The sequence below is a fragment of the Paenibacillus sp. SAFN-117 genome (assembly GCF_051966115.1).
Taxonomy (GTDB): Bacteria; Bacillota; Bacilli; order Paenibacillales; family NBRC-103111; genus Paenibacillus_L; species Paenibacillus_L residui.
Map to the genome: position 1 here is coordinate 82,068 of NZ_JBQCLK010000023.1, position 17,929 is coordinate 99,996.

16 protein-coding genes and 1 other annotated feature are annotated in these 17,929 nt (G+C 51.8%); of the genes, 11 read left to right on the forward strand and 5 right to left on the reverse strand.

What is annotated here, in order from left to right; translation table 11 throughout:
* The first annotated feature begins 25 nt into the window (after positions 1–25).
* The 4 genes from ACTHRH_RS15940 (at position 26) to ACTHRH_RS15955 (ending at position 6,271) form a co-directional block, all read left to right on the forward strand.
* Positions 26–415, forward strand: coding sequence for a hypothetical protein (locus ACTHRH_RS15940; protein ID WP_440416492.1), 390 nt, complete (start codon positions 26–28; stop codon positions 413–415).
* Positions 416–474: 59 nt separating this feature from the next.
* Positions 475–741: a binding site (T-box leader), on the forward strand.
* 140 nt (positions 742–881) lie between these two features.
* On the forward strand, positions 882–2,147 hold the full coding sequence (ilvA, locus tag ACTHRH_RS15945; RefSeq protein ID WP_379286690.1) for a threonine ammonia-lyase IlvA: 1,266 nt from the start codon (positions 882–884) through the stop codon (positions 2,145–2,147).
* Between the two features lie 40 nt (positions 2,148–2,187).
* A complete protein-coding gene (gene ileS / locus ACTHRH_RS15950) occupies positions 2,188–5,274 on the forward strand; it encodes an isoleucine--tRNA ligase (RefSeq protein ID WP_440416494.1) in 3,087 nt (1,028 codons plus the stop codon).
* A 76-nt stretch (positions 5,275–5,350) separates the two neighbouring features.
* On the forward strand, positions 5,351–6,271 hold the full coding sequence (locus ACTHRH_RS15955; RefSeq protein WP_440416496.1) for a type II toxin-antitoxin system PemK/MazF family toxin: 921 nt from the start codon (positions 5,351–5,353) through the stop codon (positions 6,269–6,271).
* Between the two features lie 124 nt (positions 6,272–6,395).
* Here ACTHRH_RS15955 and ACTHRH_RS15960 read toward each other — a convergent pair whose 3' ends face one another.
* The 3 genes from ACTHRH_RS15960 to ACTHRH_RS15970 all read right to left on the reverse strand — a co-directional run bounded on the left by ACTHRH_RS15960 (position 6,396) and on the right by ACTHRH_RS15970 (position 8,980).
* Positions 6,396–7,214 carry an SDR family oxidoreductase gene (locus ACTHRH_RS15960; protein WP_440416498.1) on the reverse strand — a complete coding sequence of 273 codons (819 nt, stop codon included), beginning with the start codon at positions 7,212–7,214 and terminating at the stop codon, positions 6,396–6,398.
* Positions 7,215–7,289: 75 nt separating this feature from the next.
* Complete coding sequence (locus tag ACTHRH_RS15965; protein ID WP_440416500.1) at positions 7,290–8,483, reverse strand: anti-sigma factor; 1,194 nt, start codon at positions 8,481–8,483, stop codon at positions 7,290–7,292.
* Positions 8,480–8,980, reverse strand: a complete 501-nt coding sequence (locus ACTHRH_RS15970; protein WP_144934421.1) for a sigma-70 family RNA polymerase sigma factor — start codon at positions 8,978–8,980, stop codon at positions 8,480–8,482. The genes ACTHRH_RS15965 and ACTHRH_RS15970 overlap by 4 nt, the downstream gene beginning before the upstream one ends.
* Positions 8,981–9,338: 358 nt before the next feature.
* Here ACTHRH_RS15970 and ACTHRH_RS15975 point away from each other — a divergent pair, with 358 nt between their 5' ends.
* The 3 genes from ACTHRH_RS15975 (at position 9,339) to ACTHRH_RS15985 (ending at position 13,003) form a co-directional block, all read left to right on the forward strand.
* Positions 9,339–9,686 carry a hypothetical protein gene (locus ACTHRH_RS15975; protein WP_144934423.1) on the forward strand — a complete coding sequence of 116 codons (348 nt, stop codon included), beginning with the start codon at positions 9,339–9,341 and terminating at the stop codon, positions 9,684–9,686.
* A gap of 278 nt (positions 9,687–9,964) precedes the next feature.
* Positions 9,965–11,572 carry a copper resistance CopC/CopD family protein gene (locus tag ACTHRH_RS15980; RefSeq protein ID WP_379286680.1) on the forward strand — a complete coding sequence of 536 codons (1,608 nt, stop codon included), beginning with the start codon at positions 9,965–9,967 and terminating at the stop codon, positions 11,570–11,572.
* A 222-nt stretch (positions 11,573–11,794) separates the two neighbouring features.
* Positions 11,795–13,003: a chromate transporter gene (locus ACTHRH_RS15985; protein ID WP_440416503.1), complete on the forward strand. Its 1,209-nt coding sequence runs from the start codon at positions 11,795–11,797 to the stop codon at positions 13,001–13,003.
* A 346-nt stretch (positions 13,004–13,349) separates the two neighbouring features.
* Here ACTHRH_RS15985 and ACTHRH_RS15990 read toward each other — a convergent pair whose 3' ends face one another.
* A complete protein-coding gene (locus ACTHRH_RS15990) occupies positions 13,350–14,612 on the reverse strand; it encodes an NAD(P)/FAD-dependent oxidoreductase (protein WP_144934429.1) in 1,263 nt (420 codons plus the stop codon).
* A 145-nt stretch (positions 14,613–14,757) separates the two neighbouring features.
* On the opposite strand from ACTHRH_RS15990, the gene ACTHRH_RS15995 reads away from it, so the two are divergent.
* The 3 genes from ACTHRH_RS15995 (at position 14,758) to ACTHRH_RS16005 (ending at position 15,878) form a co-directional block, all read left to right on the forward strand.
* Complete coding sequence (locus tag ACTHRH_RS15995; protein WP_379286678.1) at positions 14,758–14,889, forward strand: hypothetical protein; 132 nt, start codon at positions 14,758–14,760, stop codon at positions 14,887–14,889.
* 15 nt (positions 14,890–14,904) lie between these two features.
* Positions 14,905–15,330 (forward strand): DUF3905 domain-containing protein, encoded by a 426-nt coding sequence (locus tag ACTHRH_RS16000; RefSeq protein ID WP_144934431.1) that lies wholly within the window; start codon positions 14,905–14,907, stop codon positions 15,328–15,330.
* A gap of 113 nt (positions 15,331–15,443) precedes the next feature.
* Entirely contained in the window at positions 15,444–15,878 is a 435-nt protein-coding gene (locus tag ACTHRH_RS16005; protein WP_144934433.1) for a BrxA/BrxB family bacilliredoxin, read from the forward strand.
* 56 nt (positions 15,879–15,934) lie between these two features.
* Here ACTHRH_RS16005 and ACTHRH_RS16010 read toward each other — a convergent pair whose 3' ends face one another.
* Entirely contained in the window at positions 15,935–16,675 is a 741-nt protein-coding gene (locus tag ACTHRH_RS16010) for a tyrosine-protein phosphatase (RefSeq protein ID WP_440416506.1), read from the reverse strand.
* A 217-nt stretch (positions 16,676–16,892) separates the two neighbouring features.
* On the opposite strand from ACTHRH_RS16010, the gene nadE reads away from it, so the two are divergent.
* A complete protein-coding gene (nadE, locus tag ACTHRH_RS16015; RefSeq protein WP_440416508.1) occupies positions 16,893–17,702 on the forward strand; it encodes an ammonia-dependent NAD(+) synthetase in 810 nt (269 codons plus the stop codon).
* Positions 17,703–17,929 lie beyond the last annotated feature (227 nt).

Here is a 17,929-nt window from a genome sequence, read left to right on the forward strand (position 1 = left end):
CGACCATGCTTAGGAGTTGATCTTAATGAAAGATACCGTTGCCTTTGAGTTCGATCAGCCCGGATCGGCCGCTCAGGCTTGTGATATGCTGAATGAGCTGGGCTATAAAAGCAAAGCGGTAGTCCATATTCAGATTGAGCAAGGAGATCTTACCTCCGCATTGGAAATTGCCCAGGCATATGGCGGCCGATTGCGGGAAACGCAGAACGGTCAAGAAGAAACGGTGCTGGCCTCGGCCTATGACATGGATGCGGTCCCTATTCCTGCTCATACCGTGAACGAGGACTGGCCGGAGCAATATCTTCATTCGGATGGGGCGCTATTATCGGATGACACTCCAGGGGACGAAGAACAAGAGCCGTTTGATCCGTCCGGGGAAGATTATAACCATTTTTCCGCAGGGGTCCATCTGTAAACCCGGGCATTGACAACGAAAATAAAACGAGGTATAACTATTATTAAATTAATTTTCTGATAAATTCGTTGAAGAGAAAGAGTAGGCTGTGATTTTGTTCCCCAGAGAGTTGGCATGCCGCTGAAAGCCAATGTTCAGAACATAGCTGAAAATCATCTCAGAGAAGTAAAGCTGAACGTTCGTAGTAAGCTTTACCGGGAGTCCGCCGTTACAAGGAACGCGTATGATGGTACGTTGCAGAGTGTCGCAGTGCTTGTTTGCGTATATTATTGGAGCAGGCACGGCGGAATTAGGGTGGTATCGCGAGCTAAAGTCTCGTCCCTTTGTTGGGGCGGGGCTTTTTTTATTTGCTGCTGCAAGTAAATTCTGTTGAACACGCTCCTCAAGCTCCGGCTCTGCAGCCCGGTTTGAAGTCCGTTGCAACATTTATTAAGTAACAATCCTTGAAAAGAAGGGGCCAAAAATAATGAACAAATCGAACACGAAAAAAGCGGTCGGCATGGAAGACATCGTTTATGCGCATCATGTGCTGAAGGAAGTGATTGTGCGAACCCCGCTGCAGAGGGACAAGATTTTGTCCGACCGCTATGAGTGCAATGTATTCTTGAAAAGAGAGGACCTGCAGGTCGTCCGGTCCTTCAAAATCCGGGGGGCTTATCATCTGATCCGTACCTTGCCGGAGGAGGATCTGGCTCGCGGAATCGTATGCGCAAGCGCAGGAAACCATGCCCAGGGGGTGGCTTATTCCTGCAATCTTCTGCAGATTCAAGGGAAAATCTTTATGCCCAGCACAACCCCAAGGCAGAAGGTCAAGCAAGTGAAGCTGTTCGGAGGCCCATACGTAGAAGTCATTCTGACCGGGGATACCTTCGATGACGCCTACTCCGAAGCGATAAAAACCTGTGAACAATTCGGCATGACCTTTATTCATCCGTTCGATGATCCCCAGATTGTAGCGGGCAACGGAACCGTCGGAATGGAAATATTGGAGAGCATGGACGGTGCCGTCGATTATCTGTTCGTTACCGTTGGCGGCGGCGGGTTGGCTTCCGGGGTAGGCACCTACGTCAAGACGATCAGCCCCGCAACCCGGGTGATCGGTGTGGAACCGAGCGGGGCTCCTTCCATGAGTCAGGCGATAGCGAATAACGAAGTGGTTACGCTGGATAACATCGATAAATTCGTCGACGGGGCTGCGGTCAAACGGGTAGGAGAGCTGACCAGCGCCATCTGTAAAGAGGTGCTGGATGATGTGCTGCTGGTGCCGGAGGGCAAGGTCTGCACCACCATTCTTGATTTGTACAATGAAAATGCCATTGTGGCCGAGCCGGCCGGCGCCCTTGCCATTGCCGCACTGGACCTGTACCGGGAGCAAATCCGAGGCAAGAATGTCGTCTGCATTGTGAGCGGGGGCAACAACGATATTGACCGGATGCAGGAGATTAAAGAACGGTCTCTGATTTACGAAGGCTTGAAGCATTACTTTACCGTCAATTTCCCGCAGCGCGCAGGGGCATTACGTGAATTTCTGGATGATGTGCTCGGTCCGAACGATGATATTACCCGCTTCGAATATACGAAGAAGCACAACAAGGATAACGGGCCGGCGCTTGTCGGAATTGAATTGAAGAGCCGGGAGGACTACAAGCCTCTTATCGACAGAATGGAGAAGAAAGGCTTCCAATACGTCGAGCTGAACAAAGACCCGGTTCTGTTCAATCTGTTGATCTGAACGGGACCTATGGATTGGAAGAAGAAAGGGGATATCGTTTATGAAACCGGTGGACGTAAAGGAAAAAGCCAGAGAACGGGAACGAAGAATCCTTAAGGAATGGGAAAAGAACGGCACGTTTGCCCAATCCGTAGAACAGGCAGCCGGCCGGCCGAATTTTGTGTTCTACGAAGGGCCCCCAACGGCCAATGGAGCGCCGCATATCGGGCATGTGCTCGGCAGGGTCATCAAAGATTTTATCGGCCGCTACAAGACGATGACGGGCTACCGGGTCGTCCGCAAGGCCGGCTGGGATACGCACGGGCTTCCGGTAGAGCTTGGAGTTGAGAAGCAGCTGGGCATCTCGGGCAAACAGGAAATCGAACGCTATGGCGTAGCGAAATTCGTGGACCGGTGCAAGGCCAGCGTTTTCGAATATGAGAAGCAGTGGCGGGATTTGACCGAGGCCATCGGATATTGGACCGATCTGGATAACCCCTACGTGACGCTGACCAATGATTACATCGAAAGTGTCTGGTATATTTTGTCCCAGATTCATGGGAAGGGGCTGCTTTACAAAGGACACCGCGTCAGCCCATACTGCCCAAGCTGTCAGACATCGCTCAGCTCCCATGAAGTCGCGCAGGGCTATGAGGATGTCAAAGATTTAAGTGCCACGGTCAAATTTGCTTCCATGACGACAGGCGACCTCTTCCTCGCATGGACGACCACCCCTTGGACCTTGCCGGCCAATACGGCACTGGCGGTTAATCCCAAGCTTTCCTATGCGAGAGTCCGGCAGGGGGATGAAGTGTTCATCGTGGCCGAGAATCGTGTCGCACAAGTTATGAACGGCGATTATGAGATTTTATCGGTACACCGGGGTTCCGAATTAATCGGGACGGCTTACCGGCCTCCCTTCGATTTCGCTTCGGTCGAACAGGGCCATATCGTTATAGGAGCCGATTTCGTCAGCGATGCGAATGGAACGGGGATTGTCCATATCGCTTCGGCACACGGGGAAGATGATTACCGGGCCTGCCAGGAGAACGGCATCAGCATGCTGCAGGTCGTGGACTCCTCCGGCCGATATGTGGAGGCTGTGCAGCCGTTCGCCGGCCGCTTCGTCAAAGATTGCGACATCGATATCGTGAAGGACCTTGCCTCCCGGAACCTGCTGTTTTCCAAGGAGCGCTACGAGCATAGCTATCCGTTCTGCTGGCGCTGCAAATCTCCGCTGCTGTATTATGCGATGGAAAGCTGGTTCATCAAGACAACAGCCGTCAAAGAGAAGCTTATCGAGAACAACAGTCAGGTCGATTGGTATCCGGGCCATATAAGGGAAGGGAGGTTCGGCAAATTTCTGGAGGAGCTGGTGGATTGGAACATCAGCCGCAACCGTTACTGGGGAACCCCTCTGAATGTATGGCTGTGCCGTGATTGCGGCTGCGAATACGCACCGGAGTCCCGGGAAGATTTGCGGCGCCGTGCAGCGGCCCCTCTGGGGACGGATATCGAGCTGCATAAGCCGTACGTGGACGAAATCAGATTGAGCTGTCCGCAATGCTCCGGGGAGATGGAGCGCACCCCCGAAGTGATCGATGTTTGGTTTGACAGCGGATCGATGCCTTTTGCCCAGTACCATTACCCGTTCGGTGACGAGCGGGTATTCGAAGAACAATATCCCGCCGATATGATCTGCGAAGGAATTGATCAGACCCGGGGATGGTTCTTCAGTCTCCTGGCCGTTTCTACTCTGTTAAATGGCCGGGCTCCCTATAAAGCCGTCATGTCTACGGGACATATCCTCGACGAGAATGGTCAGAAAATGTCCAAGAGCAAGGGCAACGTCGTGGACCCCTGGGAAGTGATCGAGGAATTCGGCGCCGATGCGTTCCGTTGGGCTCTTCTGGCTGACAGCGCTCCGTGGAACAGCAAAAGATTCTCGAAGCAGCTTGTAGCGGAAGCCAAATCGAAGGTGATCGATACACTCACCAACGCCCATTCCTTCTATGTGCTGTATGCCGGAATCGACGGGTTCCGCCATGAAGAGCACGAAGCGTTGCGGCCGGACCACCCGCTGGACCGCTGGATTCTCTCCAGACTAAACAGCACCATTCAGGCGGCGGCACGCGGATTGGAAGGCTATGATTTCCTCAATCCGGCCAAAACTATAGAAGCGTTCATAGATGAACTGAGCAATTGGTACATCCGCCGCTCCCGGGACCGCTTCTGGGGAAGTGGCCTGATCAGGGACAAAATTTCCGCTTACCAGACATTGCGGACCGTTCTTCTGACGGTTAGCCGGCTGATTGCTCCGTATGCCCCGTTTATCGCGGAAGATTTGTACCTCAATCTGGGAGGGGAGAAGTCCAGCGTCCATCTGGCGCCATTCCCCGTATATGATGAAGCGCAGATCGACCCTGGTCTGGAGCAGGGGATGGGAACCGCCCGCAAGATTGTAGAGTTGGCCCGTAGTGTTCGCAACGATACCGGGATCAAAACGAGACAGCCATTATCCGGACTTACGGTGACACTGGCCGACGACTTCGATCTTGCTGCCTATGAGGAAACCATTGCGGAAGAAATCAATGTGAAGACCGTTCAACGATCCGATGATCTGGAGCGCTTCGTAGACTATACCGTCAAGCTGAATTGGAAACTGGCCGGTCCCAAATTCGGCAAGGCGGCCTCGGCAATACAACGGCGTCTGCAGGACTTAAGCCCCGACGAGATTCGGGAGGGACTGAGTAAGGGCTTCTTCGAATGGATGGAAAACGGGGAAGCGATGAGGGTTGAATTGGATGAGCTGCTGGTGGATCAGCTTCCCAAAGAAGGCTTTGCTTCCGCATCCGGAGCGGGGATCACCGTTACCCTCGATACCCGCCTCACCGTTGAGCTTGTGCAGGAGGGAGCTGTACGCGAGCTGGTAAGGGCGGTTCAGGATCAGCGGAAAAAAATGAAGCTGCCCATCGACAAGCGGATTCGACTGGTTATTGATGGGGATGACGAAGGAAAACAGGCTGTTCGCCGTTTTGAGCAAGTGTTAAGGGAAGGCGTCCTTATATCCGATTTGGAGTTTCGCCGCGCCGAGGGGATGGAGGAAGTTCCAACGGACCATGGGAGAATTGCCTTTTCCATTGAATAAAGAGAACGGTCTGCCGGCAAACTAAATCTCTGAAAAGCACATCTTGGCGAGCAGGGAAAGAAAGGAGCCGGTGGCCGTGGATCATTCGCTGTTTCCGACAGGGGATCATCAGGCGCAGCATAATACGTTCGGAATGCCTAACGGGTTCATGAGCGAAGCTTCAAGCGTACTTCATGAGAACGGACCCCCAAATGGAAAGACCCAGGAAGCGTCTTCTGCGATGGGACTGCCCGCTCCAATGCTGTTCGGGCCGTCGGCAGCCCCCTTCCTGGAGGGCGAATATACACCAAACATAAACTCCTTATGGTTTAAGCTGCGTTTATTTTCGGAATGCGAGCAGGTGAGGCTCGCTAAAGATGCCCGAGGCAAATTTACTCCCCATTACGAGCGGAGGGATATCGTTCACTGCAAATTTTCGGGTGTCGGATCGGAATATAGCGGGGGGCATTATGCTGTGGTCTGGGAGGATAATCCGTATTTTGAGGATATTACCGTCATCCCGGCCACCAGCCAGCGCAAGACGGAATATGCCAACGTCTTTACGGTGGGGAAGCTTCGCGGACTTCCGCAAGGCCAAACCACCCTGCTGGTGTCGGATTTGACGAGAATTTCCCGCAGAAGAATTACTTCCCGGCACGGGAAGCTTCATCCGGCCTGGGAAACACGCATATGCCAGGCGATTGCGGTGACCTTCGAGAATGAGCGGACGCTGGAGGCACTTGTCCGGGATGAGTGCGGTCCGGCCATGCCCGAGAATCTGCCGTTATTTGCCGGGCTGCGCTTCCGTCCATCCCGTCTGATCCGGTATGACCGCAATGCGGAAGTATTGATCTATCGGCTATGGAACGATGTCAAGGAAGAGGAGCTTCCGCTGCTGCAGCCCCGAAAGCCATTTTCCATTAAAAGGAAGAAGGCTCTGCTTAAAAACCTATTTTACGGCAATGATGAAGAGAGAGCGGAAGCGTTGGAGCTCTATGAGCGCTATTATGGGCGTTAAGCAAGAATAGGGCTCGCTCTGCCAATGGAAGCACCCGACGTCTGATGCCCGCTTGCTGCTTTGCTATATAAGCTTTTATACGGACACATTAAAAAAATGCCGCGAATTCGCGGCATTTTCCGGTTTAAAGAAGCGATTCGGCGCCATCAATGAATATTTCCGTACCGGTTATATGGCTGGATTCGTTAGAGGCGAGGAACAGGACCAGATCGGCGACCTGCTCCGGCTGCCCCGGCCCATGCTCCAACGGCTGATTGCCTTGCGGATAGTTAACCGGAATTTTAATAGCTTCTACGGCCGGTGTCGGATGGGTATTTTCCTGTATATTCGTCTGAATGGCTCCCGGACAAATGACGTTTACCCGGATCTTATAACGCGCCAATTCCAGAGCGGCCATCTTGGCAAAGGCGAGCTGTCCCGCTTTCGACGTGCTGTAAGCGGACATGCCGAAGCCGGAGAACTTGCGGCTGCCGTTAATGGAGCTTGTAATGATGATGCTGCCCCCGTTCTGTTTCATATGCGGAATGGCATATTTGACCGTTAAGAAAGTACCCTTCAGATTCGTCGCTAGCGTCTGATCCCAATCTTCGGGGGTCAGGTCTTCGATAGGGGACAGGGTCCCGTTAATTCCCGCATTGGCGAAGACGATGTCAATCCTCCCCCATTGGTCGGCTGCTGCCCGGATGGCTTGTTGGACCCGCTGAGGGTCGGAAATGTCCGTATCGACGAAGACCGCTTCGCCCCCCGCCTGTTTAATCTGCTGCTCGACGGCTTCGCTGCGGTTGTTCTTCAAATCGACAAGACATATTTTTGCCCCATGCTCCGCCAACTTTAATGCCGCGGCACGACCGATTCCGGAGCCGGCTCCTGTAACGACAGCAATTTGATCCTTGAGCCGGGGCGGCGCGGCCGCTGCCTGGTTTATGGCTTCAGTAACCGCCATGAAATCCCTCCTCCATTGAATATGAAATCCGTTTTTAATATTCCTTGGATGGATGGATTTATTCTTGGACGGCGGCTAACGATTATTCCAGTTCCATAAGCGGACTTCGCCCAGTTGTATCGAAGCGATCCAGTCTTCGTCCCGCAGCTTTAACAGTTCTTTGGTCGGCCCGGTAACAGCAACTCCATACAATTGGATTCCGTTCTCTTCAAGGTAGGAAATCCGTGCATCTAAATTCAGATCAAACGCCACATAATTCGCAATCCTTTTATACTTCTGCAGCAAGTACAGTGTCTTTATAAAATTTTCGTTCCGAATCTTGCCGTCCAATGAATCGACCGGAGGGGCGGAATACCCCCGTGAGACAGTTTTTCCGAACAGACCGCGTTTCTCTACCGTTTGACCGGTCATGGTCCAATCGTCATGGTGCCACATCGGATAATAGGGAAAGCCAATCGGACTCATGGTTCCGGAATCATCTCCGGTATAGACGGCGAACCATTCCGGAGACATATTTTTGCCATCGAACATCTTCAGAAGCTCCTCAGTCGAATAAAATCGGTCCAGGGAAAGAAAAGCTTCCGCCACCGTACCTTCAGGCAGCTTATCCAGAGTCGCCCATTCTCCCGCAAACCCCGATTCCGCACTCTTCTTCTTTTCCCCCTGATACAGTTTAGTCCGGTTCGGGTCGGCAAATACGAAACGCTGCGGTTCCGTTTCCGTTCGCCATACAACGTCTTTGCTGCGGGGCAGGCCAAGAAACATATTCATGGAAAAATCGCCGATATTGATGCGCGCATCGCCGATCTGTTTGTTCAATTGGCCTTTAAAATCGACGTTGTAATATGCGTTGGTATTAAAGCTTAAATTTAACGAAATATTAGGTTGAGTAACCGCTACAGCCGAACGAATAACGTCTCGATATAGTTCACCCCGGTTCGGAGAGCCTGTGCCGAAATACAGAGCAGTAATGAGGGAGCTGACGATCGAGAAGACTATAAAAATCGCCAGTACCGTGAATGCATTGCTGATCCGGGCGCGCCATTTCCCTTTCTGAATGATCCTTCTTTCTCTTTTGGCCGCTTGGGGATCACTCTCATCTTGCTGGAGTTCTTGCCCGGCCACCCGGTTTTCTTCGCCCATGACTTCATCTAAATAGGCTTGATAAGTCTCCATCTTCTCCAGCTCTTTCTCCACTTCCACCTTTTCTTCGGCTGAAAGCTTGCCTTCGGCGTAATCTTTCAGTTGTTGTTTAAAGCGCTCGCTCAATCGACATCATTCCTTTCTCGATTTAGCCGCAGTTTTTGCCTCGCCCGGAACAGCAATATTTTAAAATGGGACAAACTGACTCCCATAATGCCGGCGGCTTCTTTATAGGACAACTGGTGAAAATCGTACAGCAATATTGCTTGCTTCTGATGGTCGGGCAGACCGGCAATCGTCCGTTCAATGCCTCCCCAATATTCCCGGCGCATGATTTCCGTTTCCGGGGTGCCGGCATCGGAAAGCTGTTCAAAATAACCGGCTTCTTTTGCATCGCTTCGTTTTTCTTTTCTCTTGAAATCAACAAATGCGTTATAAGCCACCTTAAAAAGCCAGGGTTTGATTTTGTCTTCCCGGCACTGCTCCAAGAACAAATACGCCCGGTAGAAGGTTTCCTGGACCAAATCTTCAGCCGTATGATGGTCGCAGGAAAGGGAGAGCAAATAACGGTACACGTCTTTCATGTATAGTTGATAGATTTCGTCCAACGATTTTCGTTTCATTGACTCCCCCCTTCACCCAATACACGTTTAAGATTGGTAAAAGTTACAGCCCGTTTAACCAATTTGCAACCGCCTTTAGAATATCGTCGGCCGGAAGGAGTGACGGTGTCTTTAACCAAACTATTGTGAAAAAGCTCTGACTACGATATTCTGTATAAGTACAAACTTTTGAAAAGCTGCAAAAAACTTAAAGAAATCGCCGAATGTGCCGAAAATCTTAAAAACTTAATAAATTTTTAAGAAAATGTGTACTTTTTAGTCACATTTTTTTAATTTCAAATTAAGGTAAGCAATGTATCCTTATAAGAAATCAGTTGAAATTGTCTTTGGCATTTTCAATGCAAGGGAGGAAAGGATGATGATCACCACACCACAAACCGTCAAATCCTGGCTGGATAAATTTAATGTAAAATCTGCGGCAAAGCCTCAGGAAGCGAAAGCATCCACAAGATCCAGAAGAAGGAAACAGAAGCAAGAGGCTAAGAAATGTCCGGTTTGCCAGAAAACACATAACGTTAATTTCATCTCATCGATTAAGCATTGGTACTGCGTTCAATGTGATACCGAGTTTGACCGCAACAACGTGATCTTCGTATATGATGATAACGGGGAACTCATTGAGGTCATTTCGGACAAGCCCGGCATTTGGAATCATTTGAAGCTGGGCAAGACGAAGAAAGGTATCATAATGACGCTTACCGTATAAGATTGGATGAAAGATAATCATAATGATAATCCATCAGCCTGGAACAAGGCGCGATTGACAAGAAGGCCGAACCGGCATATCCCGGTTTGGCTCTTTGTTTTGCCATTAAAAGTTCATGATTATAGCCCTAATGGGCCATACCGTTCGTGGGCGTCAATCGATATGGTGAAGAGATAGGCGTAAGACATGCACTTTTCTCCAATATAAAATCGTTGTGCATTTAGCCGAATTTATTGTAACATTCAGACTAGATAAAGGCAGGAAGGGGACCGAAGCAATTGCTTAAAGCAAGGCATTGGTTAATTATAGCGCTGCTGATGCTGTTTATATGGCCTCAGCAGGTATCGGCACATGCATCCTTGATCCAGGCAGTTCCCGGAGAGGATAGCCAGCTGGAGGAATCTCCGGAAAGGATTGTGCTTACGTTTAATCAGGCGCTGGAGCCTAACGTGCAGATCAAAGTGGTGGATTACCGCAAGAACGAAGTCACCCGGGAGAAAGCAGTTTTGAGCGAGGACAGGCAGGAGCTTAGTGTCGGGCTGCCCAAGCTTCAGAATGGTACGTACACCGTCACGTACCGCGTTTCTTCCGCGGATGGTCATACCGTCGCCGGATCTTACGTATTCACCATCGGAGAGCCGGATCCCGCCCAATTGGCGGCCCAGAGATCGGCATTAAGCGGCTCCGGCAAGCTTTCCTGGAAGATGGGGCTGTTAGAATATGCTGCTTATCTCATCAGAATACTTTATTACATTAGCTTGCTTTGCTTGACCGGATGGGTGTTCTGGAGATTGTTTTATCGCAGGACACCCGAATCGGTCGCCCAGATTGACCGGAAGTGGTCGTTAGGCTTGCAGCGGGCCTATCTTCTGGTGCTTATCCTGCTCGTCGCAGTGGAGCTGCCGTCCGCATTGGGAGAATGGACGACGGAGAACCTCACTTCATTCATCGGGACCTCCAAGGCCATTTCATGGATGGTATCCATCGGCTTGTCCCTGCTCGGATTTGTTATTCTGCATCGTTCCAGGCTGGCCGATGCGGCCTGGCTTGTGCTGCTATTGGCAGCCAAGAGCTTCACCGGCCACGCCAATGGCCTGGTAGACGGCAAGAATGCGGTGCTGATCGATCTGATCCATCTGTTGGCTGCGGCCGTCTGGGTCGGGGGACTGCTATACCTTACGGCGCATTGGCGCAGGAACAGAGAGCATGCTCTGCAGTTTCTGCCGCAATTTTCTTTCCTGGCACTGGACAGCATGATATTGCTCGTTCTGTCAGGCGTGTTTATTCTGCTCCTGTTCCTTCCGAACCCTGCTTATTTGCTGTATACCCAGTGGGGAACCGCGCTGCTGATCAAGATAAGTCTGGTGCTCATCGTGATTGGAGCCGGGATTATCGTCAGACGCTTTATTAAGAAGAAGAAATTCAGTTCTTTAATGACGGCCGTCAAAATCGAAATCGGACTTATGGTAGCGATAGTTTCCATTGTCGGAGTGCTGACTGCTCTGAATCCGCTGCCCCCCAACAAGCCATTGAACTGGCATGAGATGGGGGAAGAGCTCCATATGACGGCCAAGATTGCTCCGAATATACCTGGAGCGCGCAACACGTTCACCCTTCAAGTCTGGGTTCCTAAGGAAGAGGAGGAGCCGCAGAAGGTTCAGATGATTCTTAAGCATATTAACGAAGACGGAATTGAACCGATCCCGATTCCGCTGCAGCCGGCTTCCGCCAATAAGGAACAGGGCTGGTTTCCCGGATATACACAGTATGTATATAGTTACGAGGGCTCCTCGCTGGCATTCTCCGGGGAATGGACCGTAGAGGTACGAGTCACTTTGGCGAATGGGGAGAAGAAGGAGTACGAGAAATCGATGAAAGTTTATTAAGGTTAGATTAAAAAATGGCCCGAACCGCTCATTGGCGAGCTCGGGCTGTTTTCAAAATATAAGAAAGTTTAAGTTTTACTTTATACCTGTTCTTATATTTCATCGGTAAACGCGCCTGTCCAAAGGACGGCGAAAGCCGTTTATCCTTGTTTTGCTTGATGTGGTATATGATTAGCGCCATAAGGAATTTTGGCGAGTTTTTTTAGGAATGGGGGAAGTAGGGTGGAGCATCACCGAGGCCGCAGGAAAACCAGGCAGCCCGCCTGGGCTTCGATATGGGAAATAACTAAAGTCTCGGCCAAGCTGGGACTGACCTCCTTCGGGGGACCGGTTGCCCATTTGGGCTATTTCCGCAATGAGTATGTTGAGCGCAGACAATGGCTGGATGACCGCAGCTATGCGGATCTGGTCGCGTTATGCCAGTTTCTGCCCGGACCTGCAAGCTCACAGGTCGGCATTGGAATCGGCCTGATGAGGGGAGGCTGGACCGGGGCTGTGGCGGCATGGCTGGGCTTTACTCTGCCCTCTGTCCTGCTTATGATTCTGTTCGCTTATGCGGTTGAAGGCTTGGGATGGGCCGATACAGGCTGGGTTCACGGGTTGAAAATTGCAGCCGTTGCGGTGGTGGCGCAGGCGGTGCTCGGGATGGGAAAAAGTCTGGCACCGGGCCGCGGTCGCATAGCCATATTGTTCGGGGCTGCGATCACTTCTCTGCTGTGGCCCTCCGCCTGGACCCAGCTCCTTCTGCTGGCCGCCGCGGGCGGACTAGGCTGGGTGCTGTACAGGCAGAATAACGGGGAGCCCGGTCCCTTCTCCCGTGTACCGATCAGCAGAACTGCCGGGGCGGTAGCGCTGGCTATGTTTGGCTTGCTGCTCGTCCTGCTGCCCGTGCTGCGGGCGCTGCTTGCCTGGGACACGCTCGCTCTGTTCGACAGCTTCTACCGCTCGGGCTCGCTCGTGTTTGGGGGCGGGCACGTAGTCCTTCCGCTTCTGGAGAGGGAAGTAGTTCCCGCAGGCTGGATCACGCAGGAGCAGTTTATCGCCGGTTACGGGGCTGCACAGGCTGTGCCCGGTCCGCTGTTTACCTTCGCGGCATATCTGGGGACGGTAGCGAATGGCTGGTGGGGAGCGATAGTGGCTACTCTCGCTATCTTCCTGCCCGCCTTTTTGCTCGTGATCGGGGTGCTGCCGTATTGGGAACGCATCCGCCGTCATGCCGCAGCCAGAGGAATGCTTGCAGCGGTGAACGCGGCGGTGGTAGGCATACTGCTGGCTGCCCTTTATAACCCGGTATGGACGAGCTCGATTCATACTTCCGCTGATTTCAGCCTGGCTCTGGCTTCTTTCGCTCTCCTGGTATACGGGAAGCTTCCGCCCTGGATGGTGGTAGCGTTCGCCGCGCTCGCCGGTTGGGGGCTGTCCCTGCTCTAATCATCCGCTGAAAATGGTGCACTGGTGCGGCACCGGTGCTGGCGCTAGTGCTCCTGCGCCAACATTGAAGAAGACGAGCAAAAGTGCAGGTCTTTCACCGTAAAATCGCGAAATTCAAGTAAAATGGCGGAATTTACCTGCACAATTGCATGTCTTTGGCCGATTTCAAGCAAAACCATGAAAAAGACCTGCACAATTGCGGGTCTTTTTTCAACTTTAACTAATTCCTCTTGAGGAGAAGACAAGAACGGCCCTATGGCGGCGCGGTTCGGCGACTACTTATCGGATCTTAAGAAAAGGACGTTGTCCGTCCCCGTCCAAGCCTCCGCGCGACCCTAGGAGGCTACTACCGGCTGGCAGCCGCGGCGTTCTTGCCTGCGGTATAGCCTGTGGCGAAGGCCGCCGTAATGTTATAACCCCCCGTATAGCCATGGATGTCCAGCACCTCTCCGCAGAAAAATAGGCCGGGCATCTTCTTGGACTGCATCGTTCGCGGATCAACCTCTTTCAGATGGACGCCTCCCCCGGTAACGAATGCTTCTTTAAGCGACAGCGTACCATTCGCTTCGACGGGGAAGGCTTTGATCGTCCGGACAAGCTCCTCCCAAGGCTGCTTGGGAAGGTGATCATAGGTAACGTCTTCGCGAAGGCCCGCCTTCTTTAATAGAAGGGGAATCATTTTGTCCGGAAGCCTCTCTCTAAGGACATTCTTGATCGCTTTCCTGGATTCTTTCCGCGCCAGTGCCAGCAATTCATCGCTAAGCTGCCCGGCGTTTTGCTCCGGGAGGAGATCGATGGTCAGAGTGACCGTCGTCTTGTTGGAGCGTTTAAGCTCCTTGACGACGAATTGGCTGCAGCGAAGCGCTGCCGGACCGGACAGGCCGAAATGCGTGAAAATCATGTCTCCTTCATGGGTAATGATTTTTTTCCCTTTGGCATTCCAAACGGAAAGAGTAATATTACGCAGGGACAGCCCTTGAAGCTCCTTGCTCTGGATGAAGGATTCACCAGACGTTATGGGCACCTCGGTCGGATATAATTCGGTGATGGTATGCCCGGCTTCCTCCGCCCACGGATACCCGTCTCCGGTGCTTCCGGTATGCGGCACCGACTTGCCGCCTGTAGCGATAATGACGCAGGACGACCGTATTTCTTGCCCTGATGCCAGACGGATTCCGGCGGTTCTCCCATCCTTGTAGAGCACGCGCTCCACCGGTTGGTTGACGAGAATGTCGACTCCGAGGCTGCGAACCTTGCGGATCAAGGCATCCACTACGGTTTGCGCCCGGTCCGATACCGGAAACATTCGACCCCGGTCCTCTTCTTTAAGCGGAATTCCCAAGCCTTCGAAGAAGGCAATAATATCCTTGTTGCTGAACTCGGCGAAGGCACTGTACAAAAACCGCCCGTTCCCCGGAATATTAAGAATGATCTCATCTATGTCTTTCGCATTCGTTACATTGCATCGGCCGCCTCCGGAAATTCCAAGCTTGCGGCCAAGCTTGTTTCCCTTATCCGCAACGAGCACCCGCGCCCCGTGAGAGGCGGCGGCAATACTGGCCATTAAGCCGGAAGGACCTCCTCCAATGACGATTACATCATAGTCCATTCCATTACGAACCTCATTTCACTTCAGAACTTGTAGACCTTTATATTGTACCTTAAAGGCCTTAGGAATAGAAATGAATCTTCTGCAAGCGGCTGATAAATCGAATAGGGTTGGCACATAATACTGGCAGAAAGGAGCGATGACGATGAAGAACCGATCCAACAACTCCAAGGAACAGCAGCTGCAGGAAAAGCAGAACGAGCGGCGCAGTAAGGAGCAGGAGATGGAGATGGCTCGCGGCAAGAAGCTGGACGGACCTAACCGCCCATCTACCTAGGAGGTTGGTAAGAAGATGGATGAACGTAAACAGGAGATGGACGAGGGATCGATAAGGGATCAGACAGGACAAGAAGACCTCGATCCATTCGAAATAAACTTTCTGCCGGAATTCCGTAAGGGTCGCGGTCCTCGGAAGCCATTCGTCAATTCGTTCGGAGTGGTTATCGGAGACCATGATTATGAATCCGAGAATTCTCCGCTGGAGCAGTGGACAACAGACACCGATCCGGCAGTGATGGCAGGGGATCAATGGGTCCATCCGTTCAAAGATACCGGGTTTCATTCGAATGAGAATCGCGATTACTTTGAGAAAGGCATTCCTCCGCAAAGCGGGATTTTCATGCATCCGGACAAAAACTCCTCCTACAAGTTCAATCTGGGCAGGGGGGAGCCGGAAGAGGATTCAGGGAAGCGAAAAAACGGGCAAGAACAAGAATAAGGAAGGATGGGCCGAGCAAAGCCCGGGCTTCCTGCAAAGACTGCCTTTGCATTCACTCCCCGGGGCGGTATAATAAATAAAGATTATACACTAGAATATAGGGAGTGAACGATATGTCAATGTCCTTTGACGCATATATGAGAGATATGGTTCAGCCGATGCGGGATGAACTGACCCGAATCGGTGTGAAGGAGCTGCGGACCCCGGAAGAAGTGGTCGAGAACTTGGAGAACGCCAAGGGAACCGCGCTGCTTGTCGTCAATTCGGTGTGCGGCTGTGCCGCGGGCCAATGCCGTCCGGGAGTGGCTAGAGCTCTTGAGCACGATGCCAAGCCGGACCATCTCTTCACCGTATTTGCCGGGCAGGATAAGGAAGCGACGGCTAAAGCCCGCGAATATATTACCGGGTATCCGCCTTCATCTCCTTCCATTGCCTTGTTTAAAGACGGGGAACTGGTCCATTTCATCCAGCGCCATCAGATTGAAGACCGTTCCGCAGAGATGATCGCGAACGATCTGACTCAAGCCTTCGATAAATATTGCCGGTGATACTGCAGACTCTATATTGAGGGTAACTGAGGGTAACAAATAATCCTGTTAGGCGATTAAGCCGTAACAGGATTTTTGTTTGCTTGCCCGTCATCGGGGATGATTTGATTCATTCGCTCGATGATTTCATGTTTCCTGGCTTCCCCGGCATGCTCGACGATGATTCGGTAGCCTTCTCCGACATTAGGCTTGCGCCGGACGTTATGGGCATCGGAAGCCAGTGTGTGAACGAGGTCATTCTCAAGCAGCCACAGAGCGAATTTCCTGGCATCTTCATTGTTGCGGCCGGCAAGGCTGTCTGCCGATACCTGAGTCCAGGCTCCCCGTTCGATGAGACCCGTTAATAAGGCCGGCTTCTCCCTAAAGAATACATGTCTTTCCGGATGGGGAACGATCGGAGTCACTCCCTTGGAGATCAGGTAGTCGATGACCTCAATGGAATCCGGCATGTAATTCGCCCAGGGCTGCTCCAGCAGAATAAAGGTTTTATCACTGTCCAAGTGCCAGTATTCTTCATTCTCCGTCTGCTGATAGAACTGCTCGGCGCTCTTAAGCGTCACTTCGTGGCCGCAGGATACGGTGATCGGAAGGCCCGCTTTCTCCAGGGCATCCTGAAGCTGTCTTACTTTATGATAAGTCACGGATTTAGGGACATGATACACTGTATTGAAATGGGGAGTGGCCACGATATGGCGGACACCGTCTACATAAGCTACTTGGGCCATGGCGACAGATTCCTTCAGGTCGCTCGCCCCGTCGTCTACGCCGTCTAAGATGTGGCAATGGATATCAATCATCCTGATTCTCCTCTCTATTATGGAATGTTATCCATTGGCTCTATGCAACCAGGGTCTTTTCTGTCATCCTAACAAAAGTACAGGCAAAAATCCACTTGATTTTGGCGGGCGCTTTCCGCAAACTAAGGTTAAACTGATAGCAGAGAAACAAAAGCAAGCCGATAAATTCGGTGCTTGAATCCATTTATTGAAATGAAAGGGAAAGGGTGAAGTGGCCATGTCGTTGCAGCGTCAAATTATTGAAGCACTCGGAGTACAGCCGGTCATTGATGTGGATGCGGAAATCCGCAAGAGAGTCGATTTTCTTAAGAGGTATGTTAAGGACAGCGGGACCTCCGGTTTGCTCATAGCCATCAGCGGAGGATTGGACAGCGCGGTAGCCGCCGGTCTGTGCAAGCAGGCAACGGACGAATTATCGCAGGAGGAGGGTAAGGAATATATGACCCTCGGAGTTTTCCAGCCGTATGGCCGGCAGGAGGATATTGAGGACAGCTACGCGGTGGCGCAGGCGTTCGACTTGAAATATAAGGCGGAGACGAATATTGAGGAGGCGGTGGATGAAATCGCCCTGGAGGTCGAACACAGCCTGAAGGGGCTTGGAATTCACAAACATATCAGCATTCCGGGTAAAGGAAACATCAAGGCTCGTACAAGAATGGTCGTACAGTACGCCTTGGCTTTCGAGCTGAATTTGATCGTTGTCGGCACCGATCATGCTTCTGAGGCACTAACCGGATTTTTCACCAAGTATGGGGACGGTGCGGTCGACATCAATCCGCTCAGCTCGTTGAACAAGCGGCAGATCAGTCAACTGGCCGAGAAGCTCGGTGTTCCGCGCAGCGTCATCGACAAGGTGCCTACAGCCGGACTGTGGGAAGGACAGACCGACGAGAAGGAGCTGGGCGTCTCGTATGAGGATAACAGCAGCTACCTGGAAGGTAAGGAGATTGACCCGGCCAGCGCCGAGAAGCTAGAGAAGCATTACCTCCGTACGAAGCATAAACGGGAGAAGATCCCCGGCATTTAATAAGTTCGGTGGAATCAGTTCGATGAAAATCCTCTGCAGGACCTGCAAATTTGTTGGTCTTTAGCACTCAACTTTCGGTGCGACCAAGCTTGCATGGGGGACTAACTGTATTTTGTACAGTTAAATTCAAGCGAATGGGCGAAAATGATCAAACTACCTTGAAAATCTAGATACGCTTAAAGTAACTTTTAGGCAATACGAAACTAGACCCTTGCCAATTCATTTTT

Coding starts and splice junctions, on each gene's coding strand:
- ACTHRH_RS15940 (WP_440416492.1), top strand. CDS start 26: ATGAAAGATACCGTTGCCTTTGAGTTCGATCAGCCCGGATCGGCCGCT.
- nadE (WP_440416508.1), top strand. CDS start 16,893: ATGTCGTTGCAGCGTCAAATTATTGAAGCACTCGGAGTACAGCCGGTC.
- ACTHRH_RS15990 (WP_144934429.1), bottom strand. CDS start 14,612: ATGGACTATGATGTAATCGTCATTGGAGGAGGTCCTTCCGGCTTAATG.
- ACTHRH_RS15970 (WP_144934421.1), bottom strand. CDS start 8,980: ATGAAACGAAAATCGTTGGACGAAATCTATCAACTATACATGAAAGAC.
- ACTHRH_RS15975 (WP_144934423.1), top strand. CDS start 9,339: ATGATCACCACACCACAAACCGTCAAATCCTGGCTGGATAAATTTAAT.
- ACTHRH_RS15960 (WP_440416498.1), bottom strand. CDS start 7,214: ATGGCGGTTACTGAAGCCATAAACCAGGCAGCGGCCGCGCCGCCCCGG.
- ACTHRH_RS15995 (WP_379286678.1), top strand. CDS start 14,758: ATGAAGAACCGATCCAACAACTCCAAGGAACAGCAGCTGCAGGAAAAG.
- ilvA (WP_379286690.1), top strand. CDS start 882: ATGAACAAATCGAACACGAAAAAAGCGGTCGGCATGGAAGACATCGTT.
- ACTHRH_RS16005 (WP_144934433.1), top strand. CDS start 15,444: ATGTCAATGTCCTTTGACGCATATATGAGAGATATGGTTCAGCCGATG.
- ACTHRH_RS16010 (WP_440416506.1), bottom strand. CDS start 16,675: ATGATTGATATCCATTGCCACATCTTAGACGGCGTAGACGACGGGGCG.
- ileS (WP_440416494.1), top strand. CDS start 2,188: ATGAAACCGGTGGACGTAAAGGAAAAAGCCAGAGAACGGGAACGAAGA.
- ACTHRH_RS16000 (WP_144934431.1), top strand. CDS start 14,905: ATGGATGAACGTAAACAGGAGATGGACGAGGGATCGATAAGGGATCAG.